The following is a 20,640-nucleotide window of genomic DNA, read 5'->3' as shown; positions in this document are numbered from 1 at the left end:
ATCAAATGAGGGATTAGATATGAAAAAAACTACTTTCGGTCCAATGTTTTTGGCTGTTATAGTTGTTATATTAATAATTACCATTCCAAAGCAATGGTTAACTCCACTAGTTACAAATCAAACAGCTAGGCATCAATCTAGCTCACTTAGTCCTGCTATCTTCCAAGGTATTACAGTACAAAAACAAGTTATGAAAGATCCTACCATTATACCAATCTATGGTTCGTCTGAACTTTCAAGATTTGATCAGTTTCATCCTTCAAATTTTTTTAAGGCATATGATCCAAAATATACACCTTTCCTTATTGGAAGAGGAGGAACTCAATCTTTAATACATTTCCTAAGTTTATCTGCTAACTATTCAAGTTTAAAAGGGAAACAGATAATTTTTATAATTTCACCACAATGGTTTAATAAAAGAGGATTAGATGAACAACGTTTTGACCCAAATTTTTCGAAGTTACAAGCAATTGAATTTGCAAAAAATAATAAAATCCCTATGGATATAAAAGAAAGAGCAATTAATCGATTACTTGATTATTCAATAGTAAGAAATGACAAAATGCTTGCGACTTTGATGAGCCAGGCACTTGGAATGAAAACAGAAAAACTAACTAATAAACTAATTACTAATAATTTAGTCAATCCTTATTTATCAATTATTAATAAACAAGATGTTCTTACATCGAAATTTAATTTTATCAGTAATTTTGAAAGAAATTATTACTCAACTTCAAAAAATAAATCATATAAAGAACTGATGGCAATTGCAGAAAAAGAAGGAAAGAAAACAGCAACCAATAATCCATTTTATATTAGAAACAGTATTTATACATTGCATTTTGCTAATAAAATTAATCAATTAAAGAACTCTAGATCCACAGCTTCCTATAAAGAATCACCTGAATATAAGGACCTACAACTGGAATTAGATTTATTAAAAAGTGCTGGCGCAAAACCACTTTTCATATCTATTCCAGTAAATGGGTACTTTTATGATTACGTTGGTTTTAAAAAAGAAGAGCGTACTTTGTATTATAAAAAAGTATCTAAAGAAATTCGTGATTCTGGATTCGAAGTTGAAGACTTATCGAACCATGAATATGATAAATATTTTTTCAGAGATTCACTTCATTTAAGTTTAAAGGGATGGGTTTATGTGGATCAAGCAATGGAATCTTTCTTGCACAATAAAGAAAAAGTTAATAAAAAATCTCAAAACTTAGTGGTTAACTGATTGACCATGAAAAAATGTGTATATGAAATTGAATATAGGCCATAGAAAAAAGCTTCCGAACACAACATTTGAGTGTTCGGAAGCTTTTTCTAAAATTTTTTACTTTAAGCAACTGTGTTGGCCATCGCCTTTGGTAGCGGAGCCGATACAACTTTAATATTTGAGATGCAAACATTCCGTCTTTTTATCATGTTGCTGGTTGCAGTTCCATTAGTACGCTGGTTGATAAGCAGAGATAAGCCTACAAAAAGAGGAATTAGCAAAATACTTAAAGAGCCTAAATAAAAGAGTCTGTTGATAAAATATGTTGAGACCTAAGGGTTTTTTTTGAAGTGCTCTTCAGATATTTAAACCCCGTTTTGACATAGCAATTGGCATATAAAAATGAAGGGAACTCGCTACAATACTGGCGAGTTTCCTTCATTTTGAGATCTTTATCTGTACCTTGAGTAAAATCAATTCGGCAGTTAATTCAATATCCTTTATATTACCAAAAATAACACTACTAAACATACTAATCGACATTTTAGTTAAATTTGTTTAAGAACTATTTTTTGGGACCACCAACATATTCAGTGTATCCATTCCAAAAATCTTCTAAGTCATTCCACCACTTTAAAGATACAGAATGTAAATACTTCTTCATTCCAACTGGGTTTGGGTTTATTCCAAGATTTTGAAGGTCTTCCAATAACCCGATCGTTGCTGCTTCTTGCACGTATTCGTCTCCGTCTGTATGTAATCGTTCGATAACATCAAATACTTTAGGGAATTCTTCAAAATTTCCTTTAGAATACAAATCCGCCAAATGACGAGCAAAATCTGATAAATCATTATATAATAATTGATCTTCATTTTCCTCATAATTGTTTTTAAGGTAATTTTCCCATCTTTTTTTATAAGAAGGACATGCATGGATTAATAAATTCATAACTTCATATTTCTTTATTTCTTTACACATTAAATCACCTACTTAAAATGGCTAAGAAATTTTCTCTTAGACTTGGAACGAAGTAGATATTTATTTAAAGATTTTATTTTAAAAATGTGCTAGGCATTACAACAAGAACTACCTCTCCACGAGCGCAAAGAATATCATTTGCGAATAATTCTGTATGAACTTTCCATTTTTTAGGATGGATTTCTTCAACAGAGCCGATTGCTTTTAGTGGAACCTCTTGTGGAGTTGGTTTAAGATATTCCACATTAAGGGAAGCGGTTACAAATCTAGGAGGTACTGAGCCATCTCCTACTTCGTTTCCATTCTTACGGTGTAAAGCGAGTGAGGCAGAACCTGTCCCATGACAATCAATTAACGAAGCTATTAATCCACCATAAATAAAACCCGGAATTCCCATGTACTTTGATTCAGGTGTAAAGATTGTAACTGTTTTATCACCTTGCCATCCAGTGCGAAGATGATGACCATCTTTATTTAATCGACCACATCCATAACACCAAGCGAAATCATCAGGATAGATATCTTGAATTGCTTTTTCAATTACTTCTTCCATCATTCATCCTCCTTAAAAAGTTTTTAAATAAAATTCATCATAATATGAACAATCGTTCGGTCATATTGTACTTTAAATATATACAAGGTCTTACTTATGTACAATAGTTACCTGATAATTCCGTTAATATTAACTATACTTTTAAAGTAGAGTAATACTTTTCAAGCTTACAATTAACTAAAAATTATGTACACAGAGAATTACTGGCGGAGCAACTTCTTTTTGTATTATAGATAATTTCATTTTTCGGATTAAATTAGTTGAACAATTTCATTACTTTTTCATAAGTATCTTCATAGTTCAAATTATTATAAAATTTATTATTTAATTCATTAAGTTCATCAAGAATATCATCTTCTGATTTATTACTTCGATAGATTTCATTAGCTTTGTTAACTAAATTAGATAAGAAACTTATTCCTAATTTATCTAAAATCGCAACAGTTTCTTGCCAATGTTCGCCAGTCCAATTTAAGAAATATTAATCAAATCCACCGTTATTCAATTCCATTATGAGACTATCGACTAAATAAAAATTTCTTATATTTTGACTTAATTCTTCAAATCCTTTTATGCTTTCTTTTTCATTGATTTTATCAGACATCTCTAAATATAAATCTTCTGTATTTTTCATCTGATGATCTCCTCTGTCATTTATATATGTTCTTCTTCATCAACATTGCATTATTTAATTGAATAAGAAAAAATATAAAACTATCTGAGCAGTTTAAAAGTTTGTTCAACAATTACATGGGTAGTTAATCATTTTATAATTTGCCACTCAATATATTAGAATAAGTATATTTTACCTTGTTTTCCACTAGCCTTCCAAATAATTAAAAAGGAGTCGATTATCATCGACTCCTAGATTTGTTCTATTAAAGCACCCGATATTTGGAGGGCTAATATTTTTAGTTACAATTGTTTATCTAAAGAAGAATGTATAAATTATAGAATAATTGCTTTTCTTAAGTTAAATATTTTTCTATTTTCTCTCGTGTAGATAATGGTAACTTATTTAATACATATTTTGGTACGCCACATTCCTTTTTTGCGCTTACTTCTTTACCGTCAATGTTGAAAGATAAAAACTCCCAAAAAGCAATTATGAAGTTCTCACTGTTGTCATGAATAGTTTCCATCCAACCTTCTGCAATAATTTTATTGCTCACATTAAGTACTTTAATATATGAGAAATCTATCAAATTTATATTATCATATGTTCTTCTCGATGCGGCAAAACTATTTGACCAGTCAAATATAAATTTATCTTCCTTTAAGCCGTATTCAATTAAATATTTTGATAACTGTTCCTCAAATTTTTTGATTTGGTTCGGCTCATAAAAATCTGACACCGCACTATATTTAGTAACAAGTGGAGAAGATATTGTTGTTATTCCAGAAATTAAAATATCATTAAATATTTTAATAATTGTAACTGAACCATCATCAAATTCAATCTCATATCTTATATTTGCTTCTTCAGTTAGAGAATTATCAAAAGTGTTGAAACCTACTATTTTTTTTTCATTAATACAAATACCATTTAAGTAATTTAAATCCTTTAATTTTATCCCATCTGAAAAAATATCCTTACCAATTACTTCTTCAAAAACCATATCATGAATTTCATTATTGTAACTAAAAATATTACCCGAATGTTCAATGAATAAATCTTTACCTTCAAGACTTTTTAATGTGGTCAAGACATTAATCAATGTTTCGTTATCCTTTTCAAAGTAATTTCTTAAAAGCAATTCCTTTATATATTCATTTCGATTAAATTGGTCAGTTTGTACTTCCTCACGATCTGTTTCGTCGTTAACTGTTTCCTCGTTTAAATCATAATATTCTAAAATTACAATACTGATTGTTATTCCACTTTCATATTCAATATCAAATTTATCAAGACATTCTGCATCTTCTATTATATCTGGATAATCTTTAACTGATTTTATCCCTTTATCTTTTAAAATAAAAGAAAGCATTGTATCTCTACGAACAATATTAATTACATCATCAAGAAAATAAACACAATCTTCATCGAGATTTTTTATTTCTTCTCGTACATAAACGTCACCGCATTCAATTACTGAATGAGATAAAAAACCTTTACTTGTTTCGAAAGTAATCCAAAAGCTTTGTCCGCTATACTTTTTCAATCTATTAATCAGCTTTTCTATTAATTCCACAATTTCACCTCATTTCAATTATTGGAAATGCCAACTACGATTCATCGATTCAAGTAGTTCTTTAATAGCTTTAGGCATTTTTCCTAATGCACTTTATGGTTTCAAAAATTGAATTCATCCCCTAATCAACAAAAAAATAATGTTTAGCATTTTGAATAACTATGTTATTTATATATCCTTCATTCCCGATTAATTCTCCAATTTTTCCGCTCAAGAGGAAAAGCAACACAAAATGATTAGTCTAAAATAGGAAGATCAAAATCATTTTTACACTTAAAAATGCCGTCAGCGAAAATTGCTGCCGGCAAATAGTTCTTACAATCCTATTTCTTTCTTAATATCGTCAAAAGTTTTTCCTTTCAATTGATTCACTGGTTTTGGAGAGTTTATAACGGTTGGGTTCTGCATACCGAAATTTTCTTCAACATTAGCAAAATCTTTCGAATCGATTACACCATCCCAGTTGATATCTGCATTACGGTTGAATTTTTGATCGGCTACTTGAGCTCCAAAGCTTTCTGCAGCTACGAAAGCATCTTTTATATCAATGACGTTATCTTTGTTTATGTCCCCGGCAACTGCGTCTTCTATTTCATTTGGGTAACTTAACGTCTTTCCGTCGCCATAATCCACACCATCTAAAGTTCGGTAATCATTACAGAAATGAGAATAAGTAGTGAAATGACCAGGTATATCTTGAATAACGGTAAAACGATCATGCGTAACTGGCAATCTATTTACGGCTAAACCGCCATACTTGTTTAGAAGTCCTTCATACGTTTTTCTATAATTCTTCATCTTGTATAGTATAGTTATGCTCCTCTATTTTTTTCTTCATAAATCCCGTCCCCCAATCCTTCATAGCATCGAGTACAGTGTTAAATTTTTTACCTAGTTCTGTCAGAGAGTATTCCACTTTAGGTGGAATTTCCTTATAGACTTCTCTGTGAACCATTCCATCCTCTTCTAATTCTCTCAGTTGTCTCGTCAATATTCCTTTTGAAATACCCGGTAACAACCTTTGGAGTTCGTTAAACCTTCTTGTACGCTGGCTTAAGTGCCATAGTATTATGATTTTCCATCTTCCAGCTATTACATTTTGAGTAAGTGTCAATGGACAAACTACATCTTGTTCTTCAGGAGGATGATCTTCTTGAAAATTAAATCGAGCCATTAATTTTAATTACCTCTCTTTCATAATGGTACTATTTTTGTGACTATGTCATATAAAAATGCCTACTTTTATTATTGTGTCTGTGGATTTAGTATATATCTGTAATTAATAATTTAAAATCAAAAGATTTTTTAAATATAGTACTTGAGGAGAATGGTGACAAATGAAAACAATACTGGTAACTGGTGGAACAGATGGAATCGGAAAAGGTGTTGCTATGCATTACTTAAAAAAAGGAGACCGAGTAATTGTTGTGGGTAGTTCAACTGTAAAAGGCGAAATTTTCAATAATGAAGCTAAACAGTTAGGTGCAGAAGAAAGAGCAATTTTTCTACAAGCAAATCTAAGCTTGGTGCAAGAAAATCTGCGAATAATCCAAGTAATAAAAGAGCGGTTTAATTCATTGGATTTGGTAGTCTTATGTGCGACAAAACATAATAACACTTATATTGAAACACAAGAGGGATTTGAACTTACTTTTGCGCTGTATTATTTGAGTAGATTTATTCTCAGCTATGGGTTGAAAGAGTATTTAGAATCATCTGAAAATCCTGTAATAATAAATGTTTGTGCACCCGGGATGAAGGGAGAAGTAAATTGGGAGGACTTACAGCATAAAAAAAGCTATAAAAATGTTTCATTTCATGGCAGCCGTTTAAACGATTTGTTAGGCGTTGCATTTGCTGAAAATGATCCTTTTGGTAAAATAAAATATGTTCTTTATAATCCTTGGGCTGTACAAACTTCTGGAGTTTTTGACATGGTTGAAAATCGTTTGATGAAAAATTTGATGAAATTATCTTATAAAATAATTGGAAAACCGGTAGAAGAAGGAATTAAGCCAATCATAAAATTATTAGAAAATCCGCCAAAAGCTTCTTTTGCCGCTTTTAAAATGGATAAAGAAGTGAGTCTAACAATGAAAACTTTTGATAAAGAACTTGCTCAAAAGCTTAATAAAATAACACTTCAAATACTTGAAGAATTAAATTAAAAAATACGGCTTTAAAATAAAAAAAGTACTAACAAAACTTTTTTGTTAGTACTTCTTTTTTCTATTACATCACTTACTTATAAAATTATAATTTTACGATATTAAATTAAAAATAATTGAACCAAGTATCGTTTTTAGGGCAAAATATCAATATAGTATACGTTAGTTCAACAAATTTCCTTCCAGTCAGGACATTCTTCCAGAATAAATTAATGATTTTTTTACTAAGCAATTTGTTCTACTTTACACTTTTGACAAAGTGGATATTCAGATAAAAAAGAAATCATTCTTTGCTTCATTTCCCCAAATGAAATACCGTAATAATATAAAGCTGTCTTTTCAGGACCTTCCCAATAGCTATAAAATCGTCCGGTACCATCAAGCATTTCATCAATTTTTTCGATCACATAATTTATATCACAGTTTTGATAAACTTCTTCTGACAATTCTGTACCATTTAAATAAAGTGCTAGACCTTCAAGAGTTCCAACAGATTGTTCGAAACCATCGGCTCTTAGAATGGAACCCTTTGGTACACCAATTCCATCAATAATTTGTAGTAGTTTATCAACGTTTTCCATTTTGTTATCTTTAAGAAGTATTTCTATATCACAGAACTCTATTTCTCCTGTTGCCTGTTGCATCGTCCCGCCTCCGTCTGTGGTTCCGCATTTACTTGCCTCTAAAGCTTCGCTAATAGGCTCCTCATAAAACTCGCCACGGTCAATGGGTAGTAATCGTGCATTAAGTTGCAATGTTAAATGATAATTATTTTCCTTTATTTTAAAAATATTAAACAGTCCCATTTTTACCTCCACAAATTTTTCAGTATTTTTTCGTTAAAGTGATTGAATTTAAAAAAACACTATTTTAAATAATATATAGCCCTAGATAAGTGATATCAATGCCTAAGATTATAAACCTCATTTACTTTTGGTAAGGTTCACCTCAAAATAAGTAATTTAAATAAAGCATACGTTAGCCAACCTTGAATCCAGGATTCACAACAGTGGATGAAAGAAATATTCGTTTTTACTTGGTTTTGAATAAGAATTAATCAATATTTAGGAATTTTTTGGTTTCAAGTGTAGTTTGTAATAAGAGTTTAGGTTCTTTTTTAAGTAACTTTTGTAAATCTGATATTCTCTTTATCGGAAGTATGTAATTGTTAATATTCATTTGAAATTGCTCAATTAATCGTTCTTTATCCACATTATGAAAGTCGATAAGATCAGTTAACTTTCTATTAATTTTAAATTCGAAACGGAGTCGTATATTTCCGTCCGTGTATTTAGGGAATTCCTTAGTGTTCAAATCTTTAATAAAATAGCCCAAATTAAGATAATATCCGTTTGTATAACTTGTTTTTTGTAAACCTAATACAGAAATAATTTCTTCATTGACATAGTAATAATCACTTCTTCTTTTTTTCATTCCTTTAGCTAAAAGAGCTTCATCAACTAATTTTTTGAACTCCTTTATATCCATAAAAACTCCTTTTTAAATCATTCTCGTCTATTCCAATAATAACATTCCTTGCTGAACTAATCTGCCATTTTGTTAATAAAAAAATGAGCTGCCAAAACAACTCATGTAGTTCAACTAACACTATGCGTTATTTGAATAAGTGATTACATCTGTTCCAGGTACTCTTCTGCTTGATAGCCATCAACTGGAAATTCTTGCAAAGTAAGAGCATTATAATAGAACTGACCGATTGACCAATTCAAATTGATATAATTTCCTCTTACTATTGCATCTTCATCTTCCCAGATTTCATCATGAAAAACATAACCGACTTTTAACGTATGTACATCAATTACAATAAAATCGCCATTTAAGCCTGAACCAATTATTAGAAGTCCTTCATCAATACATCTTTTATTTTCTTCCCATATATTATTGTCTGGAATGTCATTGACTTTATCAAAATATACGTGATTAATTATTAGGTTTTGTGAAAAAGAAAATTTAGACATAAATAACAATATGTCTTTTGGTATTTGAAATTCAGTAAAAAACCTTAGTGTTTCTTCACTAATTGGTTCAGATTTAACTAATTCTTCTTTTAATTTTAGAGCACTTTCAAATAATTCTGCATCCATAATGATCCCTCAAAATTTAGTTTTATTATTAATATATCATACTAATTTAGGTAATTCTTATCCACCTAAACTACCTTTTATTTCAATGAAAACTCGACTAAACAGCCGATCATGTTGCTCAACTAATGCATGCTTATTGAAGTGGAATTTGTTAAAAAAGCTTAACGATCTCCTGTTCCTTTACACTTATTCGTCAACTCGGTTAAATGTTTGATTCAAAAACGTTATGGTTTTGTCTGTCACCTTCACCGTTAAAATGTTTGATGTCCCTTTTATTTTCAGCTTCACTTGTTTGTCGGTTGACGAGACGATTTTGTAGTGTCGTTCGAGCGTTTGGTTGAAAGAACCCATTTTCGTAGTGTACCGCATAAGAACTACATGCGTTTTTTTGTCTTCTTTAAATTCAATCAGATAATCAACGTCTTCATTCGATTTCGTTGTTTTTGTATGGTAAGACCACTTTCCGAATAGTTTGTCTTCTGCAGCATGATGATTACAGCCGCTTAGTAAGACAACGAACAAGAAAGATAGAATGATTTTTTTCATGAGATTCCCCCCAAGGAAAAGATATATATTTGTTCAGTCGAAGAGAGTTTCCGTTTTATACTATAGACCTAGCTACTCTTTTCTAGCTTTAGTGTTAAATGATTCCATTTCACATTCTCCTAGAGTTCAACTTTTTATATCAATATTCTATTAATGCATATATAAATCCTTCATAAACTAAACTGCTATTTACTTGTCAAAGAAAAGGTACCTGAACAGCTTAAAGGTTGATCAACTATGGCATGGGTAGTGTAATAAGAATATCAGTTTTTATTAATACCCGATTCAGTAATTACTTCACAAAGATAGCCGACAATTACTCTCTTTTAGAAGAGAAACACAATTTTTACCAGTGTGAATTAAAAGCTTCCCTCAAATGGAAAGTATGCTTGACATTACTTTTGTTGCACGATAAACTTACTCTACGGAAAGTTAACTTTCCATAAAAAAGGGGGGAACACGTTGCTAAACCGTTTAGAAGAAATCCGCAAACAACGCGGAATTAAGCAAGAGGAATTAGCAACAGCTCTTGAAGTGTCAAGGCAAACTATCGGTTCATTAGAAAACGGGCGTTATAACCCATCCATTCTTTTAGCGTTTAAGATTGCTCGTTTTTTCGGTATGAGCATCGAAGAAATCTTTATTTATGAGGAGGATGAAAGTATATGAAAAAAAATAATTCGATTTATTATCTGACCGTAGTAGCCTTAGTACTACTAGTAGTTGGTATATACTTCATCAAAACTAATGGAAATCCACAAGGTTTGTTGCGAGTGTTGCCTTATATCTGTGTTGGCCTTGGCTGTAGTATTTTTGGTCATGGTATGGGAGAAATATTAACCCGTTTGGCTATGAAGAAAAATCCTGTCGCAGCAAAGCGGCTAGAGATTGACCAAAAAGATGAACGTAATTTGGCAATCGCTAATCAAGCAAAGGCGAAAGCATATGACATGATGGTTATTGTATTTGGAGCCTTAATTTTATCATTTTCCTTGATGGATATAGATTTAACAATGTTGTTACTATTAGTTATTGCATATATGTTTTTCCTTGGATATAACAGTTATTACCGTTTAAAGTTTTATAAAGAGATGTAATATAATTCATGTACTTAACTTTCTCTATCTTCACAGGAGGTTACAGCTCTTCTTTATAAGTCTCCAAAATAAAAAAGAGGAATTTTCCTCTTTTTTAAATTTCACACCCGAAATTTATATTGCTTTCATCACTTCAATTACTTTTTCAATATCATTTTTCGTAATCCAATAATGTATAGCAAAACGCATCATGCCGTCTTCTTCTGGGGCAAAGATGATAATTCCGTTCTCTTTAAAAATTTGTTCAATTTCTTCAGGACTTCTTCTCATTTCAGTCATTTGGAAGAATACTAAATTAATATGAAGCTGAGATGTGTCAAGATGAATTCCAGGGATTTCACTAAGTCTATTAGCTAAATATTGAGCATTTTCATGATCTTCATGTAATCGTTTCGTCATTTTTTCTAATGCGATTAGACCAGCGGCTGCTAAAAATCCAGATTGTCTCCAGCCTCCACCTAGTAATTTACGTTTCTTTTTTGCTTTTTCAATAAATTCTTTACTTCCAGCAAGTATTGAACCTACAGGTGCACAAAGCCCTTTTGATAAACAAAACATTAATGAGTCACTATATTGAGATAATTCTTTAACGTCTGTTTTTAAATAAGTTGCAGCATTGAAAATTCTTGCGCCATCTAAATGCACAGGAATATTTGCATCTTTTGCAATGCTATATACTTGCTTCATATAGTCGATATCAACTACAGAACCATTTGAATAAGCATTTTCTAAACAGATTAATGAAGTTTCTGGGTAATGGATGTCATCAGGTCGGATCGAATGTTTGATTCGTTTAATATCCATCATGCCATGAGTTGTTTGTAATGTTCTTAAGTGAACCCCGGCAATAATTGAAGCTGCTCCTACTTCATGTTCGAAAATATGACAATCCTCTCCAAGTATAACTTCAGTACCACGATCACAATGTGTAAACAAAGCAAGCTGGTTACCAAATGTTCCACTTGGTACAAATAATGCTGCTTCTTTCCCAACCATAGAAGCAGCTAGACTTTCTAATTTTTGTACAGTTGGGTCATCCCCATAAACATCATCGCCGACTTCGGCTAAAAACATGGCTTGTCTCATTTCATCTGTAGGATTTGTTACAGTGTCACTTCTTAAATCAATAAACTTCATTTTCATTCCCCTTTTTTACTGTTTTCAGAATTATCTAAACTAGTTTAATAGACGCATCGAGATTTGGTTTCTAATACAAGTATCCATCTCGTTGTCGGAAATTGGCGGGTGAATTTAGTCATTAAATGTGTTGTTTTTTTCAAATTCCTTTAAACCCATGAGCAAAAGTTTCTCAGTAATATCCTCAATTCCAGTATGATGTTCTACTGCAATTTGTTTAATCTTTTCTTTTATTGAATCTTTTACAAAAATAGTCAGTTGTTCTTGATTACTCGTAAACACAATAAAACCTGGTCTAGTAGAAAGCTTACCATCAATTAAACAGTTTTGTAAAATTTCAAAATCTTGTTCAATTTGAGCATCAAGATATGGTAGTTTAATTGGCTTTATGTCGATCTTAATTGAGTTGTTCATAATATATAGATTCATATTTTGATGTCCAATGTGTTTATAAAAAGAATCGATAATGCCAAAAATCGGAGCACTAATTGACTGAGGGATTGGAAATTGAAATGAAATCATACCTCTTTTCGTACTATGACTGGCTTTCTTCATTTCATAAGCTTTTCTAAAACCACGGCTTGTAAGTTCTTCTTTATTTAAAAGTTCACCCATATTCGTTTTTGCTACGATTTCAGAGTTCTCATCAAGTTCGATAATTCGGGCTTTTTCGTTTGAGTTTGGAATTTCATAAAGTCCGAATAGGTAAAACTCTAAGTCTTTTGTAAAAAAAGACTTTTTTCTTGATGCATTTTTTTGTGAGAATTTTAGATTTTCAATTTCTTCTTCTGGAATAAATACAGTTAGTCTACCTTTAAAATTTACTTTATTTGCGTTAATTTTCCCATTTTTTATATATTGATGAATTGTTGCTTTCGATACTCCTAATAAATTAGCTGTTTCAAGAACAGTTAGTCCTACCGGTTTTACAGTTTGGGACTTTAACTGATTAAGATCCTCAAGATAAAACCTCATTGTCCCATCGATTTGCCAATCTTCATAAACAAGATTCAGTTTCCCAGTCTTTACATAATTATAGATCGTTTGTTTAGAAACACCTAACAGTTCTACAGCCTCATTTGTTGTAACAATCTCTTTCATTTTATGATCTTGTTCTAACATTTTAATTCTTCCTTTTTTATTGTTTTATAGACCTATTATATCATAATTATTTCCAACAAATTGTTAAAAAGTAATTAAACTGATACAATTAAATCAATTTATTTATAAATAATAAATTATACATAATTTGTTTAAAGTAGAATAATAGTGTATTTTTCTACCTTAATCAATTTATGCAATTTAATATATATAAAAAATGAAAGTTAAATATTTAACTGGAAAAAGTATCCGAATTATTACTATAAATAGAATGATTTATGTATAATAGATTAAGAGGTGAGTAATATGTTAGTAAAATCAAGCCTACTTATTACAAATTCAGTGCATTTACCAAGTACGAATCTAAATGAATCCAACATAATTGAGTATTTAATAGATGAAACATACTTTCCTATTCTTCTACAAACAAAATTTGAAAATGAAAAAAATCATCGAATGATTTATGAAGGGTTTTCTGATTTGGATATGATCTACTACTTTGTCCATCAGAGAAAAGATATACAAAAATCGAAACAACGAAAAGATAGTACAAAGATGGAATACATACGAGAGTTAATGCAGTTTTTTCGATACTTGATTAAGAGTGAAGAGTTTTTGCGACAGGATGTAGGCTCTTATATAGAAACTTCATTTTTCAAAAATTTAAAACAAAGACATATCGATTCATATCAACAATGGCTATCTACTTATCAATATGGTTCGAACAAGCAACAATATCGTGTTACAACTCTTTCGAGAAAACTTGTCATATTAAAAAGCTTTTTCAAGTTTTTATTTGATAGTCATTATGTTCAAGTACCTTTGTATACTCGAATGCTGAATGCAAAAATTACAAAGGATGATTTACCAAATCGCGATTTAGAAGAGAGTGAAGTTAAAGCATTACTGAATTTTTATAATGGAAATATTTTAAAAGCGACTATAATCAAATTATTAGCTACAACTGGTATGCGAATTCGGGAACTAGCAGAGGCAAATTGGGGCAAAGTTACAAAGGATTCAAACGGTTATTGGCTAGAGATTGTTGGAAAAGGAAATAAAAAACGTGAAGTTAAATTATTAAATCATGTATTTGTAGATTTATGTAAACTAAGGAGTCGACGTGGTCTATCAAATCTCATTTCGAAAACAGATTCAAGTCCATTCTTTCCAAATAAACTGAATCAACATTACTCGTTTAAATATTTATCAAAATATGTAATTGGAATGATAAAAGATTCGGAGTTACCTTTTGTAAAAGAACATAATCGATCGAATAATATTAGTCCTCACTTCTTTCGACATCATTATGCATGTCGTTCAATTGAAAAAGGTGCGAGCATTTATCAAGTTAGTCGAAGTTTAGGTCATGAAAGTATTCAAACGACTGAACTTTATTTAGCTAAAATGATGAATCGAACTCAAAATGCAAGTAATGTTTGGGATGATGAAAATTATTAATAAGAAAAACCCCATTTTTTAAAATAGGGGTTTTTTTTATATTTATAATCAGTTTACATAATATTATTATAAGCAATCCACTTGAAACAATTTGGAAAATAGGAAAATATAAATCCGTATCTAAAAGATTGAACTTTAAAGCTTTACTACTACCTCTGTTCCATCTTTTAATTTTGTATCAACAAGGATTAGTCCACTGTTTTTTGAAAGTCCATGTATTAACGGCTTCAAATCCTTTCTTTCAATTTCAGGGAAAATGAAGTTACTGCCATTTTTTTTTATTGCTTTATTTATTAAACGATTAAGCAATTTTGATGTGATGATCAAACTAGCTAAATTTAAAACCGCATAAGGAACAGGAATGGAGAATCGTTTCCCTTCTATTTTCACCTTGACCTTTAACATAATCTACTCAATCACAACAAAAACTTTATCACCGTTTGATGAAGTGATATCAACGATTTGTCCGACCATTTCGTTTTCGATTGCTTCGATTAGCAAATCAACGTTAATATCTTTTACATATTTTTCTGCCTCAGGAATTTTTTCAGCAATATTTGTACCTACTTTTAAAAGTGCTTTTACAAGATTAATCGGTACATTTACATTAACATTATCTCCTACTTCAGAGTTCACACGAATTTTTAATATTTTATTTCCATACGGTTCTTTTTTTAAAGATACGCGTTCCGGCTGATCTTTATCTTGTAAAATATTAATTAATTCACTTGCCTTATCCTTATCAATCTTTCCTTCTTCCATCAACGTTAAGATTCTTGAAATCTCATCCTTCATTATAAGTCCCCCTCTTTTAATAATTGAATGGCTTTCTCAGCCGAAATTTCGCCTTTTTCTAACATTGTAACAATTTTTGATTTATCTATTTCTGGTTTCTTTTGAGTGGAATATCCAAGTGTAGAGATAATTTCATCTAATTTTCCTCTGACTGTCGGATAAGATATTCCAAGTTCCTTTTCGACCTCTTTGATATTTCCACGGCATTTAAGAAAAATCTCAATAAAATGGAGTTGTTCTTGTCCAAGAGCTGCTAATCTTGATACTTCAAATTCATTTTCAATCGTTGTCTGACAATGATTACAATGTAGCTTAGTAATTTTAAGTGCCTTGCTGCAAACAGGGCAATTAGTGAGTAAAGGATACGACATACTGTTCTCCTTTCTTTTATTTAATCATATCATACACTATATATTTAATTTTTCAAACAAAAATTTAAATTTATTTATAAAAATTTATATTTTAATTAAATTATTAAATATTTATATTAAATATATTGATTCGAAGAACGGTAAAGTTTAATTTCCATATAAATATTTATCTTTTTATTCAATAATTCAATTTGTATATTAAATAAATTTATTCTTGGATCATAAAAATAAAAAAAGACCCTTTAAGGAGTCTTTCTAAAATCTTCTATGAGCTTTAAAGTATCATATTTTCTGCCTATTCTTTTTCATTATCGACCAATACTCTCATTTCAATCAAAAATTCTTCTTTTTGATTCGGTGAATAATTATTATGTATTAATGATTCATATATATCGCTTTTAATCGTTATTTGATGTTTGTCTATATAATTAATAAGTCTTTGTAAGTTTGTAAAATAATCATCAGATGATACGCTTTTATAAGTAATGCATATGTATTTTCCTTCTTGGATGGTTGAAAGCTCGGTACCCGGTAATAGTAGTGTAGTTTGTTTTTTTGTTAAAACGGGTGTAAATAAATATTGATAGGTTACTTCACTAACATGTTTATAAGACTTATATGGCACTATGGCTCCATAACCATTGTTCCTAAAACCTTCTGTAGATGCCGCAAATTTCTTCAATTTACTGTATGAAGCATTTAAAATATTTTTCGGATCGATCCCATTAGCTTTCGTCTGAATGATTTGCATTTCTTCTTCATACGAAAAAAACACTTCACCAAATTGTGGATAATCCTTTTGTTTTTGTAATCCCCTTTTTGCATTTGCGATGATTTTTTCAATTTCGATTAATGAATCTATTTTTTCTCTGACAATTTTTTCTTGTTCTGTTAAAAAGGAGAAAAATTCATCTCTGTGTAGCCCCTGTACTTCTTTCATCTCTTCTAATGGAGTACCAATATATTTGAGTGATTTGATTAAATCGAGAAGATGAATTTGTGAGTCTTTGTAATATCGATAATTCGTATCTGGATCGACATACGCTGGTTTAAATAAGTTGATTTTATCATAATATCGGAGTGCTTTAATCGAAATATTAACTAATTTAGATACCTCACCTATTGTATAAAGTTTTTCCTTCACTTCAATCACCTCCACATTCTTATTTTAGCAAAAGAAGCATATTCTTTATTCGAAAATATAGAATATGCTTTTTTGAATTATTATGCTGTTCGATATACTGGCATTTTCCAAGCAATTGTTAAACCAACACCACTCGCTAATAAGACTGTTGCAAAATAAAATGGATAGTTTAAGTCGATATCAAATAGGATTCCACCTATTATTGGTCCTATTACATTCCCAAAACTAGTAAACATTGAATTCATTCCACCTACAAAGCCTTGTTCATTACCTGCAATTTTAGATAAATAGGTTGTTACAGCTGGACGCATTAAATCAAAGCCTAAAAATACTGTAATCGTCACTAGTAAAATCATAAAATATGAGTTCACAATTGTCATCATAAACACCAGTATAGTTGAAAGGATTAAACTATATCGAATTAATCGAATTTCTCCCATCCATTTTGTTAAACGATCAAACAATGCTACTTGAGCAATCGCGCCAACAATCCCTCCGCCAGTAATCATGATTGCTATGTCTTTCGGTGTAAAACCAAATTTATGATTAGTGAACAATGAAAATAGTGATTCAAAAGCTGACAAGCCAAATTGTGAGATCAATATAACCATAAACGAGATAAAATACATCGGAGCAAAAATACGTTTAAATCCTGGTTTTTGTCCTTTGTTCTCAATACTTTCTTGATTTCGTTCTGGCTCAGGAAGGACTGTAATAGATAAAACGCCTGCGAAAATCGCCAATCCAGCTGCGGAGAAAAATGGTATGCGTGGGCCATATTCTGCTAAAAAACCTCCAACACCTGGTCCAACAATAAAACCTGTTGAAATTGCTGCCGACATATAGCCGAGTGCTTTTGCTCTTGTATCGACCGTTGTAACATCTGCTATAAATGCTGTTACAGCTGGCATTATGAATGCCGCACTTATTCCGCCTAGCATACGTGAAATAAAAAGAACCTCAATTGTTTTACCCATTCCGAATAAAAACTCTGAGATACTAAAGATTAATAATCCAGTTATAATCATTTTTTTACGTCCGAACTGGTCTACCCAGCGACCTGCAATTGGTGAAAAAAATAATTGTGTAATAGCAAATGCAGCTACCATATAGCCTACAATCGTACCCGATATATTTAACTCATTCATAATTGAAGGTGTGACTGGAATAACTAACCCAATTCCTAAAAAAATAATGAATAAATTCATTAATACTAAAGATAACATTATGTTTTGTTTTTTCATCTTAATTCAACTCCTTTTAAAACTCTACAAAACATAATGTAAAGCCTCCTCCGAGGGGAGAGTCAATTAGTTTTTTTATCATTTTTGATTCTTTTTTTATGAATTCGCTTTCTTTATTAAAATAAGGTTTTTAATCTATTTCTGTGAAATAAAAAAAAGCCTCTTTTTAGAGAAGCTCATAGTTGATACATAGTTTCCGTCTATATAAAATTTTTAAAAATGTTCATATATCTTATGATAATCTTATTTAGCGTGACGAGTTTTTTGCAACATTCCGAGAATGCTTGATGTGGCAAAACCAAGGATTAGAGCAAAGGTTATATGTGGGTACAGCCCAACATTACCGTCTGCTCCCATACGATGCCAAATATCGTTTGGTAGCGTTTTCCAAATAAACCACAAGCATGATGTTACGATAACTGTAATAATTGGTATAGTCAATCGTTTCCCAAGCGACGAAGCAATAAACATCATTAAAGCTAAACCTAGAATCGGTGTACTACCAAAAAACCATTGAAGTATATGAAAATCGATGTTCTCCATCCATATCCCTCCTCATTCTAATTGTATGAGGAGGTTTTGCTAAAAAGTAATGAAATACCATTATAAGTTAGAATTTCAGATCGCATTTCTTTACTGTGGAATATTATCAATACATAAATAAAGTCAAGGCTCAATGGCCTTGACTTTATTTTACGATTACTTTTCCTACCATACCTACATTAAAATGGTATTTACATGTAAGATCATATGTATTTGCTTGATTTGGTAACACTGAAATGGTTTTTTCAGTTCTTGGTTGAACTTCTACATCAATATTGAGCATTTTCACTGTAAAAGTATGTGGTTTACTCCCTTTATTTTTTAATAATAAAGTTGTTTTTGTTCCATTTGGAATTGTGATGTTTTTCGGGTTAAAGTAATCATCATTCAACTCTACTACGATTGTTTGTGCACGATCATATGCATCTGAAACCTCAGATTCAGCAAAAGCTTTGAAATTACCTGGTGCTGCCATTAACACAATCGTTGCTAAAAAAACAATTAGTCCTGATAGCCAATTTTTTATTAACACTCGCATTCCCTCCTTTCCTATGCAATATTCTTTTCCAATTGATGGAATATTATCACGATTTTTTTTATTTGATCATATAAAAAAGCTGTCTTCTTTTAGAAAACAGCTTTTCATTATTTCAAGTTATTGATTTGCTTCCCACTTTTTGATTTCTTCTCGAACGATTGGTGCAACTTCCTTACCTAATAGTTCGATTGCTTTCATTACGTCTGCATGTGGCATCGAACCAACTGGTACATGTAGCATAAATCTTGTAATACCTACATTTTTTCGAAGGTGGATGATTTTTTGTGCTACAGTTTCAGAATCACCAACATAAAGTGCACCTTCAAAGCTTCGTGCCGCATCGAATGCAGCTCGGTCATAAGTTCCCCAACCACGTTCCTTTCCAAGCTTATTCATAACTTGCTGTGTTGATGGGAAAAATTTATCAGCTGCAGTCATTGTATCCTCTGCGATGAACCCATGTGAATGGGATGCAACCTGTAGTTTGTTTACATCATGACCGGCATGAGCTGCTGCTTTTTTATAAAGCTCGACAAGTGGTGCGAACTGAATTGGCCGTCCACCTATAATTGCAAGTACTAGTGGAAGTCCTAATAGTCCAGCTCGAACGACTGACTCACTGTTTCCGCCACTTCCAATCCAAATTGGCAATGGCTCCTGAACTGGACGTGGATAGATACCTATATTATTAATGGCTGGTCGATGTTTTCCACTCCATGTTATGAATTCAGATTTTTGCAAGGTTAACAGTAAATCCAGTTTTTCTTCAAAAAGTTCATCATAGTCGTTTAAATTATAGCCGAATAAAGGAAATGATTCGATGAATGAACCACGTCCCGCCATGATTTCCGCTCGACCATTCGAAATACCATCAAGCGTAGCAAAATCTTGAAATACTCGTACTGGATCTGCTGATGAAAGGACAGTTACGGCACTTGTTAGCCGAATACGATTTGTTTGTGATGCAGCAGCTGCTAGTACGACAGCTGGAGATGATGCTGCAAAATCATTACGATGATGTTCCCCTACTCCAAATACATCTAATCCAATTTGATCTGCCAGAATAATCTCTTCAACCACTTCACGTAATCGTTCTGCATGGCTTATTACATCTCCTGACTTAGCATCAGGCGTTGTTTCTACAAAAGTACTAATTCCTATTTCCATTAAACTATTCCTCCGAATTTCTGTAATTTTAAAGAAAATTTTGAGTAGATTTATAAGGTTCTGCTGCTATATTTATTAAACATTTTAAATATACCTCAAATTCGAGATAATTTCTAACAAAGTAGTTTAAAGCAATTAAATAGATTGTATTATTATCTTAAGTATGACTAGAAAAAAATACATTTTCTGAATTTTAAGAGTATAATAGAGTATTAGAATTTCTCCTATGTTCACCTTCAACAATTCTTTTCAAAAAAATATTATCCAAAGTAGTGAGAAA

The 20,640-nt window shown here is 31.1% G+C and carries 25 protein-coding genes and 1 pseudogene; 5 read left to right on the top strand and 21 right to left on the bottom strand.

Features of this window, described 5'->3' with window-relative positions; all coding sequences use genetic code 11:
• The first annotated feature begins 19 nt into the window (after positions 1-19).
• A complete protein-coding gene (gene dltD / locus ABEY15_RS16620; protein ID WP_429891261.1) occupies positions 20-1,237 on the top strand; it encodes a D-alanyl-lipoteichoic acid biosynthesis protein DltD in 1,218 nt (405 codons plus the stop codon).
• Between the two features lie 547 nt (positions 1,238-1,784).
• On the opposite strand, the gene ABEY15_RS16615 is transcribed toward dltD, so the two are convergent.
• The 7 genes and pseudogenes from ABEY15_RS16615 to ABEY15_RS16585 all read right to left on the bottom strand — a co-directional run bounded on the left by ABEY15_RS16615 (position 1,785) and on the right by ABEY15_RS16585 (position 6,117).
• Positions 1,785-2,198 carry a DUF7674 family protein gene (locus ABEY15_RS16615; RefSeq protein ID WP_429891260.1) on the bottom strand — a complete coding sequence of 138 codons (414 nt, stop codon included), beginning with the start codon at positions 2,196-2,198 and terminating at the stop codon, positions 1,785-1,787.
• A gap of 73 nt (positions 2,199-2,271) precedes the next feature.
• The gene (locus ABEY15_RS16610) at positions 2,272-2,751 is read right to left on the bottom strand and encodes a PaaI family thioesterase (RefSeq protein WP_429891259.1); all 480 of its coding nucleotides are present in this window, start codon (positions 2,749-2,751) and stop codon (positions 2,272-2,274) included.
• 256 nt (positions 2,752-3,007) lie between these two features.
• Positions 3,008-3,220: pseudogene (locus ABEY15_RS16605) on the bottom strand (DMP19 family protein); the annotation flags it as partial.
• Between the two features lie 12 nt (positions 3,221-3,232).
• Entirely contained in the window at positions 3,233-3,385 is a 153-nt protein-coding gene (locus ABEY15_RS16600; RefSeq protein ID WP_429891258.1) for a hypothetical protein, read from the bottom strand.
• A gap of 334 nt (positions 3,386-3,719) precedes the next feature.
• Positions 3,720-4,943, bottom strand: a complete 1,224-nt coding sequence (locus tag ABEY15_RS16595) for a hypothetical protein (protein WP_429891257.1) — start codon at positions 4,941-4,943, stop codon at positions 3,720-3,722.
• Between the two features lie 315 nt (positions 4,944-5,258).
• Positions 5,259-5,741, bottom strand: a complete 483-nt coding sequence (locus ABEY15_RS16590; RefSeq protein ID WP_429891256.1) for a dockerin type I domain-containing protein — start codon at positions 5,739-5,741, stop codon at positions 5,259-5,261.
• Positions 5,728-6,117: a winged helix-turn-helix transcriptional regulator gene (locus ABEY15_RS16585; RefSeq protein WP_429891255.1), complete on the bottom strand. Its 390-nt coding sequence runs from the start codon at positions 6,115-6,117 to the stop codon at positions 5,728-5,730. Before ABEY15_RS16585 ends, ABEY15_RS16590 begins: the two co-directional genes overlap by 14 nt.
• Before the next feature lie 163 nt (positions 6,118-6,280).
• Here ABEY15_RS16585 and ABEY15_RS16580 point away from each other — a divergent pair, with 163 nt between their 5' ends.
• The gene (locus ABEY15_RS16580; RefSeq protein WP_429891254.1) at positions 6,281-7,111 is read left to right on the top strand and encodes an SDR family NAD(P)-dependent oxidoreductase; all 831 of its coding nucleotides are present in this window, start codon (positions 6,281-6,283) and stop codon (positions 7,109-7,111) included.
• Between the two features lie 224 nt (positions 7,112-7,335).
• On the opposite strand, the gene ABEY15_RS16575 is transcribed toward ABEY15_RS16580, so the two are convergent.
• The 4 genes from ABEY15_RS16575 to ABEY15_RS16560 all read right to left on the bottom strand — a co-directional run bounded on the left by ABEY15_RS16575 (position 7,336) and on the right by ABEY15_RS16560 (position 9,762).
• Positions 7,336-7,917: a hypothetical protein gene (locus tag ABEY15_RS16575; protein WP_429891253.1), complete on the bottom strand. Its 582-nt coding sequence runs from the start codon at positions 7,915-7,917 to the stop codon at positions 7,336-7,338.
• Between the two features lie 247 nt (positions 7,918-8,164).
• Positions 8,165-8,599 (bottom strand): DUF4304 domain-containing protein, encoded by a 435-nt coding sequence (locus ABEY15_RS16570; RefSeq protein ID WP_429891252.1) that lies wholly within the window; start codon positions 8,597-8,599, stop codon positions 8,165-8,167.
• 143 nt (positions 8,600-8,742) lie between these two features.
• Complete coding sequence (locus ABEY15_RS16565) at positions 8,743-9,216, bottom strand: hypothetical protein (RefSeq protein WP_429891251.1); 474 nt, start codon at positions 9,214-9,216, stop codon at positions 8,743-8,745.
• A 186-nt stretch (positions 9,217-9,402) separates the two neighbouring features.
• On the bottom strand, positions 9,403-9,762 hold the full coding sequence (locus ABEY15_RS16560; RefSeq protein ID WP_429891250.1) for a membrane lipoprotein lipid attachment site-containing protein: 360 nt from the start codon (positions 9,760-9,762) through the stop codon (positions 9,403-9,405).
• 462 nt (positions 9,763-10,224) lie between these two features.
• On the opposite strand from ABEY15_RS16560, the gene ABEY15_RS16555 reads away from it, so the two are divergent.
• A complete protein-coding gene (locus ABEY15_RS16555) occupies positions 10,225-10,431 on the top strand; it encodes a helix-turn-helix transcriptional regulator (protein ID WP_129691592.1) in 207 nt (68 codons plus the stop codon).
• The gene (locus ABEY15_RS16550; protein WP_429891249.1) at positions 10,428-10,859 is read left to right on the top strand and encodes a hypothetical protein; all 432 of its coding nucleotides are present in this window, start codon (positions 10,428-10,430) and stop codon (positions 10,857-10,859) included. The genes ABEY15_RS16555 and ABEY15_RS16550 overlap by 4 nt, the downstream gene beginning before the upstream one ends.
• Before the next feature lie 114 nt (positions 10,860-10,973).
• Here ABEY15_RS16550 and ltaE read toward each other — a convergent pair whose 3' ends face one another.
• Positions 10,974-11,996: a low-specificity L-threonine aldolase gene (gene ltaE, locus ABEY15_RS16545; protein WP_429891248.1), complete on the bottom strand. Its 1,023-nt coding sequence runs from the start codon at positions 11,994-11,996 to the stop codon at positions 10,974-10,976.
• Positions 11,997-12,110: 114 nt separating this feature from the next.
• Positions 12,111-13,118, bottom strand: coding sequence for a helix-turn-helix domain-containing protein (locus tag ABEY15_RS16540; RefSeq protein ID WP_429891247.1), 1,008 nt, complete (start codon positions 13,116-13,118; stop codon positions 12,111-12,113).
• Positions 13,119-13,403: 285 nt separating this feature from the next.
• On the opposite strand from ABEY15_RS16540, the gene ABEY15_RS16535 reads away from it, so the two are divergent.
• Positions 13,404-14,558, top strand: coding sequence for a tyrosine-type recombinase/integrase (locus tag ABEY15_RS16535; protein WP_429891246.1), 1,155 nt, complete (start codon positions 13,404-13,406; stop codon positions 14,556-14,558).
• Positions 14,559-14,693: 135 nt separating this feature from the next.
• Here the strand turns inward: ABEY15_RS16535 and ABEY15_RS16530 are convergent, their stop codons facing one another.
• From ABEY15_RS16530 to ABEY15_RS16495, 8 genes are all read right to left on the bottom strand, one after another.
• Positions 14,694-14,963 carry a hypothetical protein gene (locus ABEY15_RS16530; RefSeq protein ID WP_429891245.1) on the bottom strand — a complete coding sequence of 90 codons (270 nt, stop codon included), beginning with the start codon at positions 14,961-14,963 and terminating at the stop codon, positions 14,694-14,696.
• Positions 14,964-14,966: 3 nt separating this feature from the next.
• On the bottom strand, positions 14,967-15,353 hold the full coding sequence (locus ABEY15_RS16525) for a hypothetical protein (RefSeq protein WP_335416265.1): 387 nt from the start codon (positions 15,351-15,353) through the stop codon (positions 14,967-14,969).
• On the bottom strand, positions 15,353-15,724 hold the full coding sequence (locus ABEY15_RS16520; protein ID WP_429891244.1) for a DUF2089 domain-containing protein: 372 nt from the start codon (positions 15,722-15,724) through the stop codon (positions 15,353-15,355). The genes ABEY15_RS16525 and ABEY15_RS16520 overlap by 1 nt, the downstream gene beginning before the upstream one ends.
• Positions 15,725-16,019: 295 nt before the next feature.
• Positions 16,020-16,868, bottom strand: coding sequence for a MerR family transcriptional regulator (locus ABEY15_RS16515; protein WP_429891243.1), 849 nt, complete (start codon positions 16,866-16,868; stop codon positions 16,020-16,022).
• 80 nt (positions 16,869-16,948) lie between these two features.
• Positions 16,949-18,112: an MFS transporter gene (locus ABEY15_RS16510; protein WP_429891242.1), complete on the bottom strand. Its 1,164-nt coding sequence runs from the start codon at positions 18,110-18,112 to the stop codon at positions 16,949-16,951.
• 243 nt (positions 18,113-18,355) lie between these two features.
• Positions 18,356-18,655: a hypothetical protein gene (locus tag ABEY15_RS16505; RefSeq protein WP_429891241.1), complete on the bottom strand. Its 300-nt coding sequence runs from the start codon at positions 18,653-18,655 to the stop codon at positions 18,356-18,358.
• 145 nt (positions 18,656-18,800) lie between these two features.
• A complete protein-coding gene (locus tag ABEY15_RS16500) occupies positions 18,801-19,193 on the bottom strand; it encodes a cupredoxin domain-containing protein (RefSeq protein WP_429891240.1) in 393 nt (130 codons plus the stop codon).
• Positions 19,194-19,310: 117 nt separating this feature from the next.
• Positions 19,311-20,360: an LLM class flavin-dependent oxidoreductase gene (locus ABEY15_RS16495; RefSeq protein ID WP_429891239.1), complete on the bottom strand. Its 1,050-nt coding sequence runs from the start codon at positions 20,358-20,360 to the stop codon at positions 19,311-19,313.
• Positions 20,361-20,640: the final 280 nt, after the last annotated feature.

The organism is Gottfriedia acidiceleris, from assembly GCF_050457485.1.
GTDB classification, from domain to species: domain Bacteria; phylum Bacillota; class Bacilli; order Bacillales; family Bacillaceae_G; genus Gottfriedia; species Gottfriedia acidiceleris_D.
The sequence above is the reverse complement of the archived record's forward strand: the minus strand, read 5'-3'. Positions and strand labels throughout refer to the sequence as shown.

What these genes read in the sequence shown, in the direction of transcription:
- dltD (WP_429891261.1), top strand. Translation starts at nt 20, where the DNA reads ATGAAAAAAACTACTTTCGGTCCAATGTTTTTGGCTGTTATAGTTGTT.
- ABEY15_RS16615 (WP_429891260.1), bottom strand. Translation starts at nt 2,198, where the DNA reads ATGTGTAAAGAAATAAAGAAATATGAAGTTATGAATTTATTAATCCAT.
- ABEY15_RS16610 (WP_429891259.1), bottom strand. Translation starts at nt 2,751, where the DNA reads ATGGAAGAAGTAATTGAAAAAGCAATTCAAGATATCTATCCTGATGAT.
- ABEY15_RS16600 (WP_429891258.1), bottom strand. Translation starts at nt 3,385, where the DNA reads ATGAAAAATACAGAAGATTTATATTTAGAGATGTCTGATAAAATCAAT.
- ABEY15_RS16590 (WP_429891256.1), bottom strand. Translation starts at nt 5,741, where the DNA reads ATGAAGAATTATAGAAAAACGTATGAAGGACTTCTAAACAAGTATGGC.
- ABEY15_RS16585 (WP_429891255.1), bottom strand. Translation starts at nt 6,117, where the DNA reads ATGGCTCGATTTAATTTTCAAGAAGATCATCCTCCTGAAGAACAAGAT.
- ABEY15_RS16580 (WP_429891254.1), top strand. Translation starts at nt 6,281, where the DNA reads ATGAAAACAATACTGGTAACTGGTGGAACAGATGGAATCGGAAAAGGT.
- ABEY15_RS16575 (WP_429891253.1), bottom strand. Translation starts at nt 7,917, where the DNA reads ATGGGACTGTTTAATATTTTTAAAATAAAGGAAAATAATTATCATTTA.
- ABEY15_RS16570 (WP_429891252.1), bottom strand. Translation starts at nt 8,599, where the DNA reads ATGGATATAAAGGAGTTCAAAAAATTAGTTGATGAAGCTCTTTTAGCT.
- ABEY15_RS16565 (WP_429891251.1), bottom strand. Translation starts at nt 9,216, where the DNA reads ATGGATGCAGAATTATTTGAAAGTGCTCTAAAATTAAAAGAAGAATTA.
- ABEY15_RS16560 (WP_429891250.1), bottom strand. Translation starts at nt 9,762, where the DNA reads ATGAAAAAAATCATTCTATCTTTCTTGTTCGTTGTCTTACTAAGCGGC.
- ABEY15_RS16550 (WP_429891249.1), top strand. Translation starts at nt 10,428, where the DNA reads ATGAAAAAAAATAATTCGATTTATTATCTGACCGTAGTAGCCTTAGTA.
- ltaE (WP_429891248.1), bottom strand. Translation starts at nt 11,996, where the DNA reads ATGAAGTTTATTGATTTAAGAAGTGACACTGTAACAAATCCTACAGAT.
- ABEY15_RS16540 (WP_429891247.1), bottom strand. Translation starts at nt 13,118, where the DNA reads ATGTTAGAACAAGATCATAAAATGAAAGAGATTGTTACAACAAATGAG.
- ABEY15_RS16535 (WP_429891246.1), top strand. Translation starts at nt 13,404, where the DNA reads ATGTTAGTAAAATCAAGCCTACTTATTACAAATTCAGTGCATTTACCA.
- ABEY15_RS16530 (WP_429891245.1), bottom strand. Translation starts at nt 14,963, where the DNA reads ATGTTAAAGGTCAAGGTGAAAATAGAAGGGAAACGATTCTCCATTCCT.
- ABEY15_RS16525 (WP_335416265.1), bottom strand. Translation starts at nt 15,353, where the DNA reads ATGAAGGATGAGATTTCAAGAATCTTAACGTTGATGGAAGAAGGAAAG.
- ABEY15_RS16520 (WP_429891244.1), bottom strand. Translation starts at nt 15,724, where the DNA reads ATGTCGTATCCTTTACTCACTAATTGCCCTGTTTGCAGCAAGGCACTT.
- ABEY15_RS16510 (WP_429891242.1), bottom strand. Translation starts at nt 18,112, where the DNA reads ATGAAAAAACAAAACATAATGTTATCTTTAGTATTAATGAATTTATTC.
- ABEY15_RS16505 (WP_429891241.1), bottom strand. Translation starts at nt 18,655, where the DNA reads ATGGAGAACATCGATTTTCATATACTTCAATGGTTTTTTGGTAGTACA.
- ABEY15_RS16500 (WP_429891240.1), bottom strand. Translation starts at nt 19,193, where the DNA reads ATGCGAGTGTTAATAAAAAATTGGCTATCAGGACTAATTGTTTTTTTA.
- ABEY15_RS16495 (WP_429891239.1), bottom strand. Translation starts at nt 20,360, where the DNA reads ATGGAAATAGGAATTAGTACTTTTGTAGAAACAACGCCTGATGCTAAG.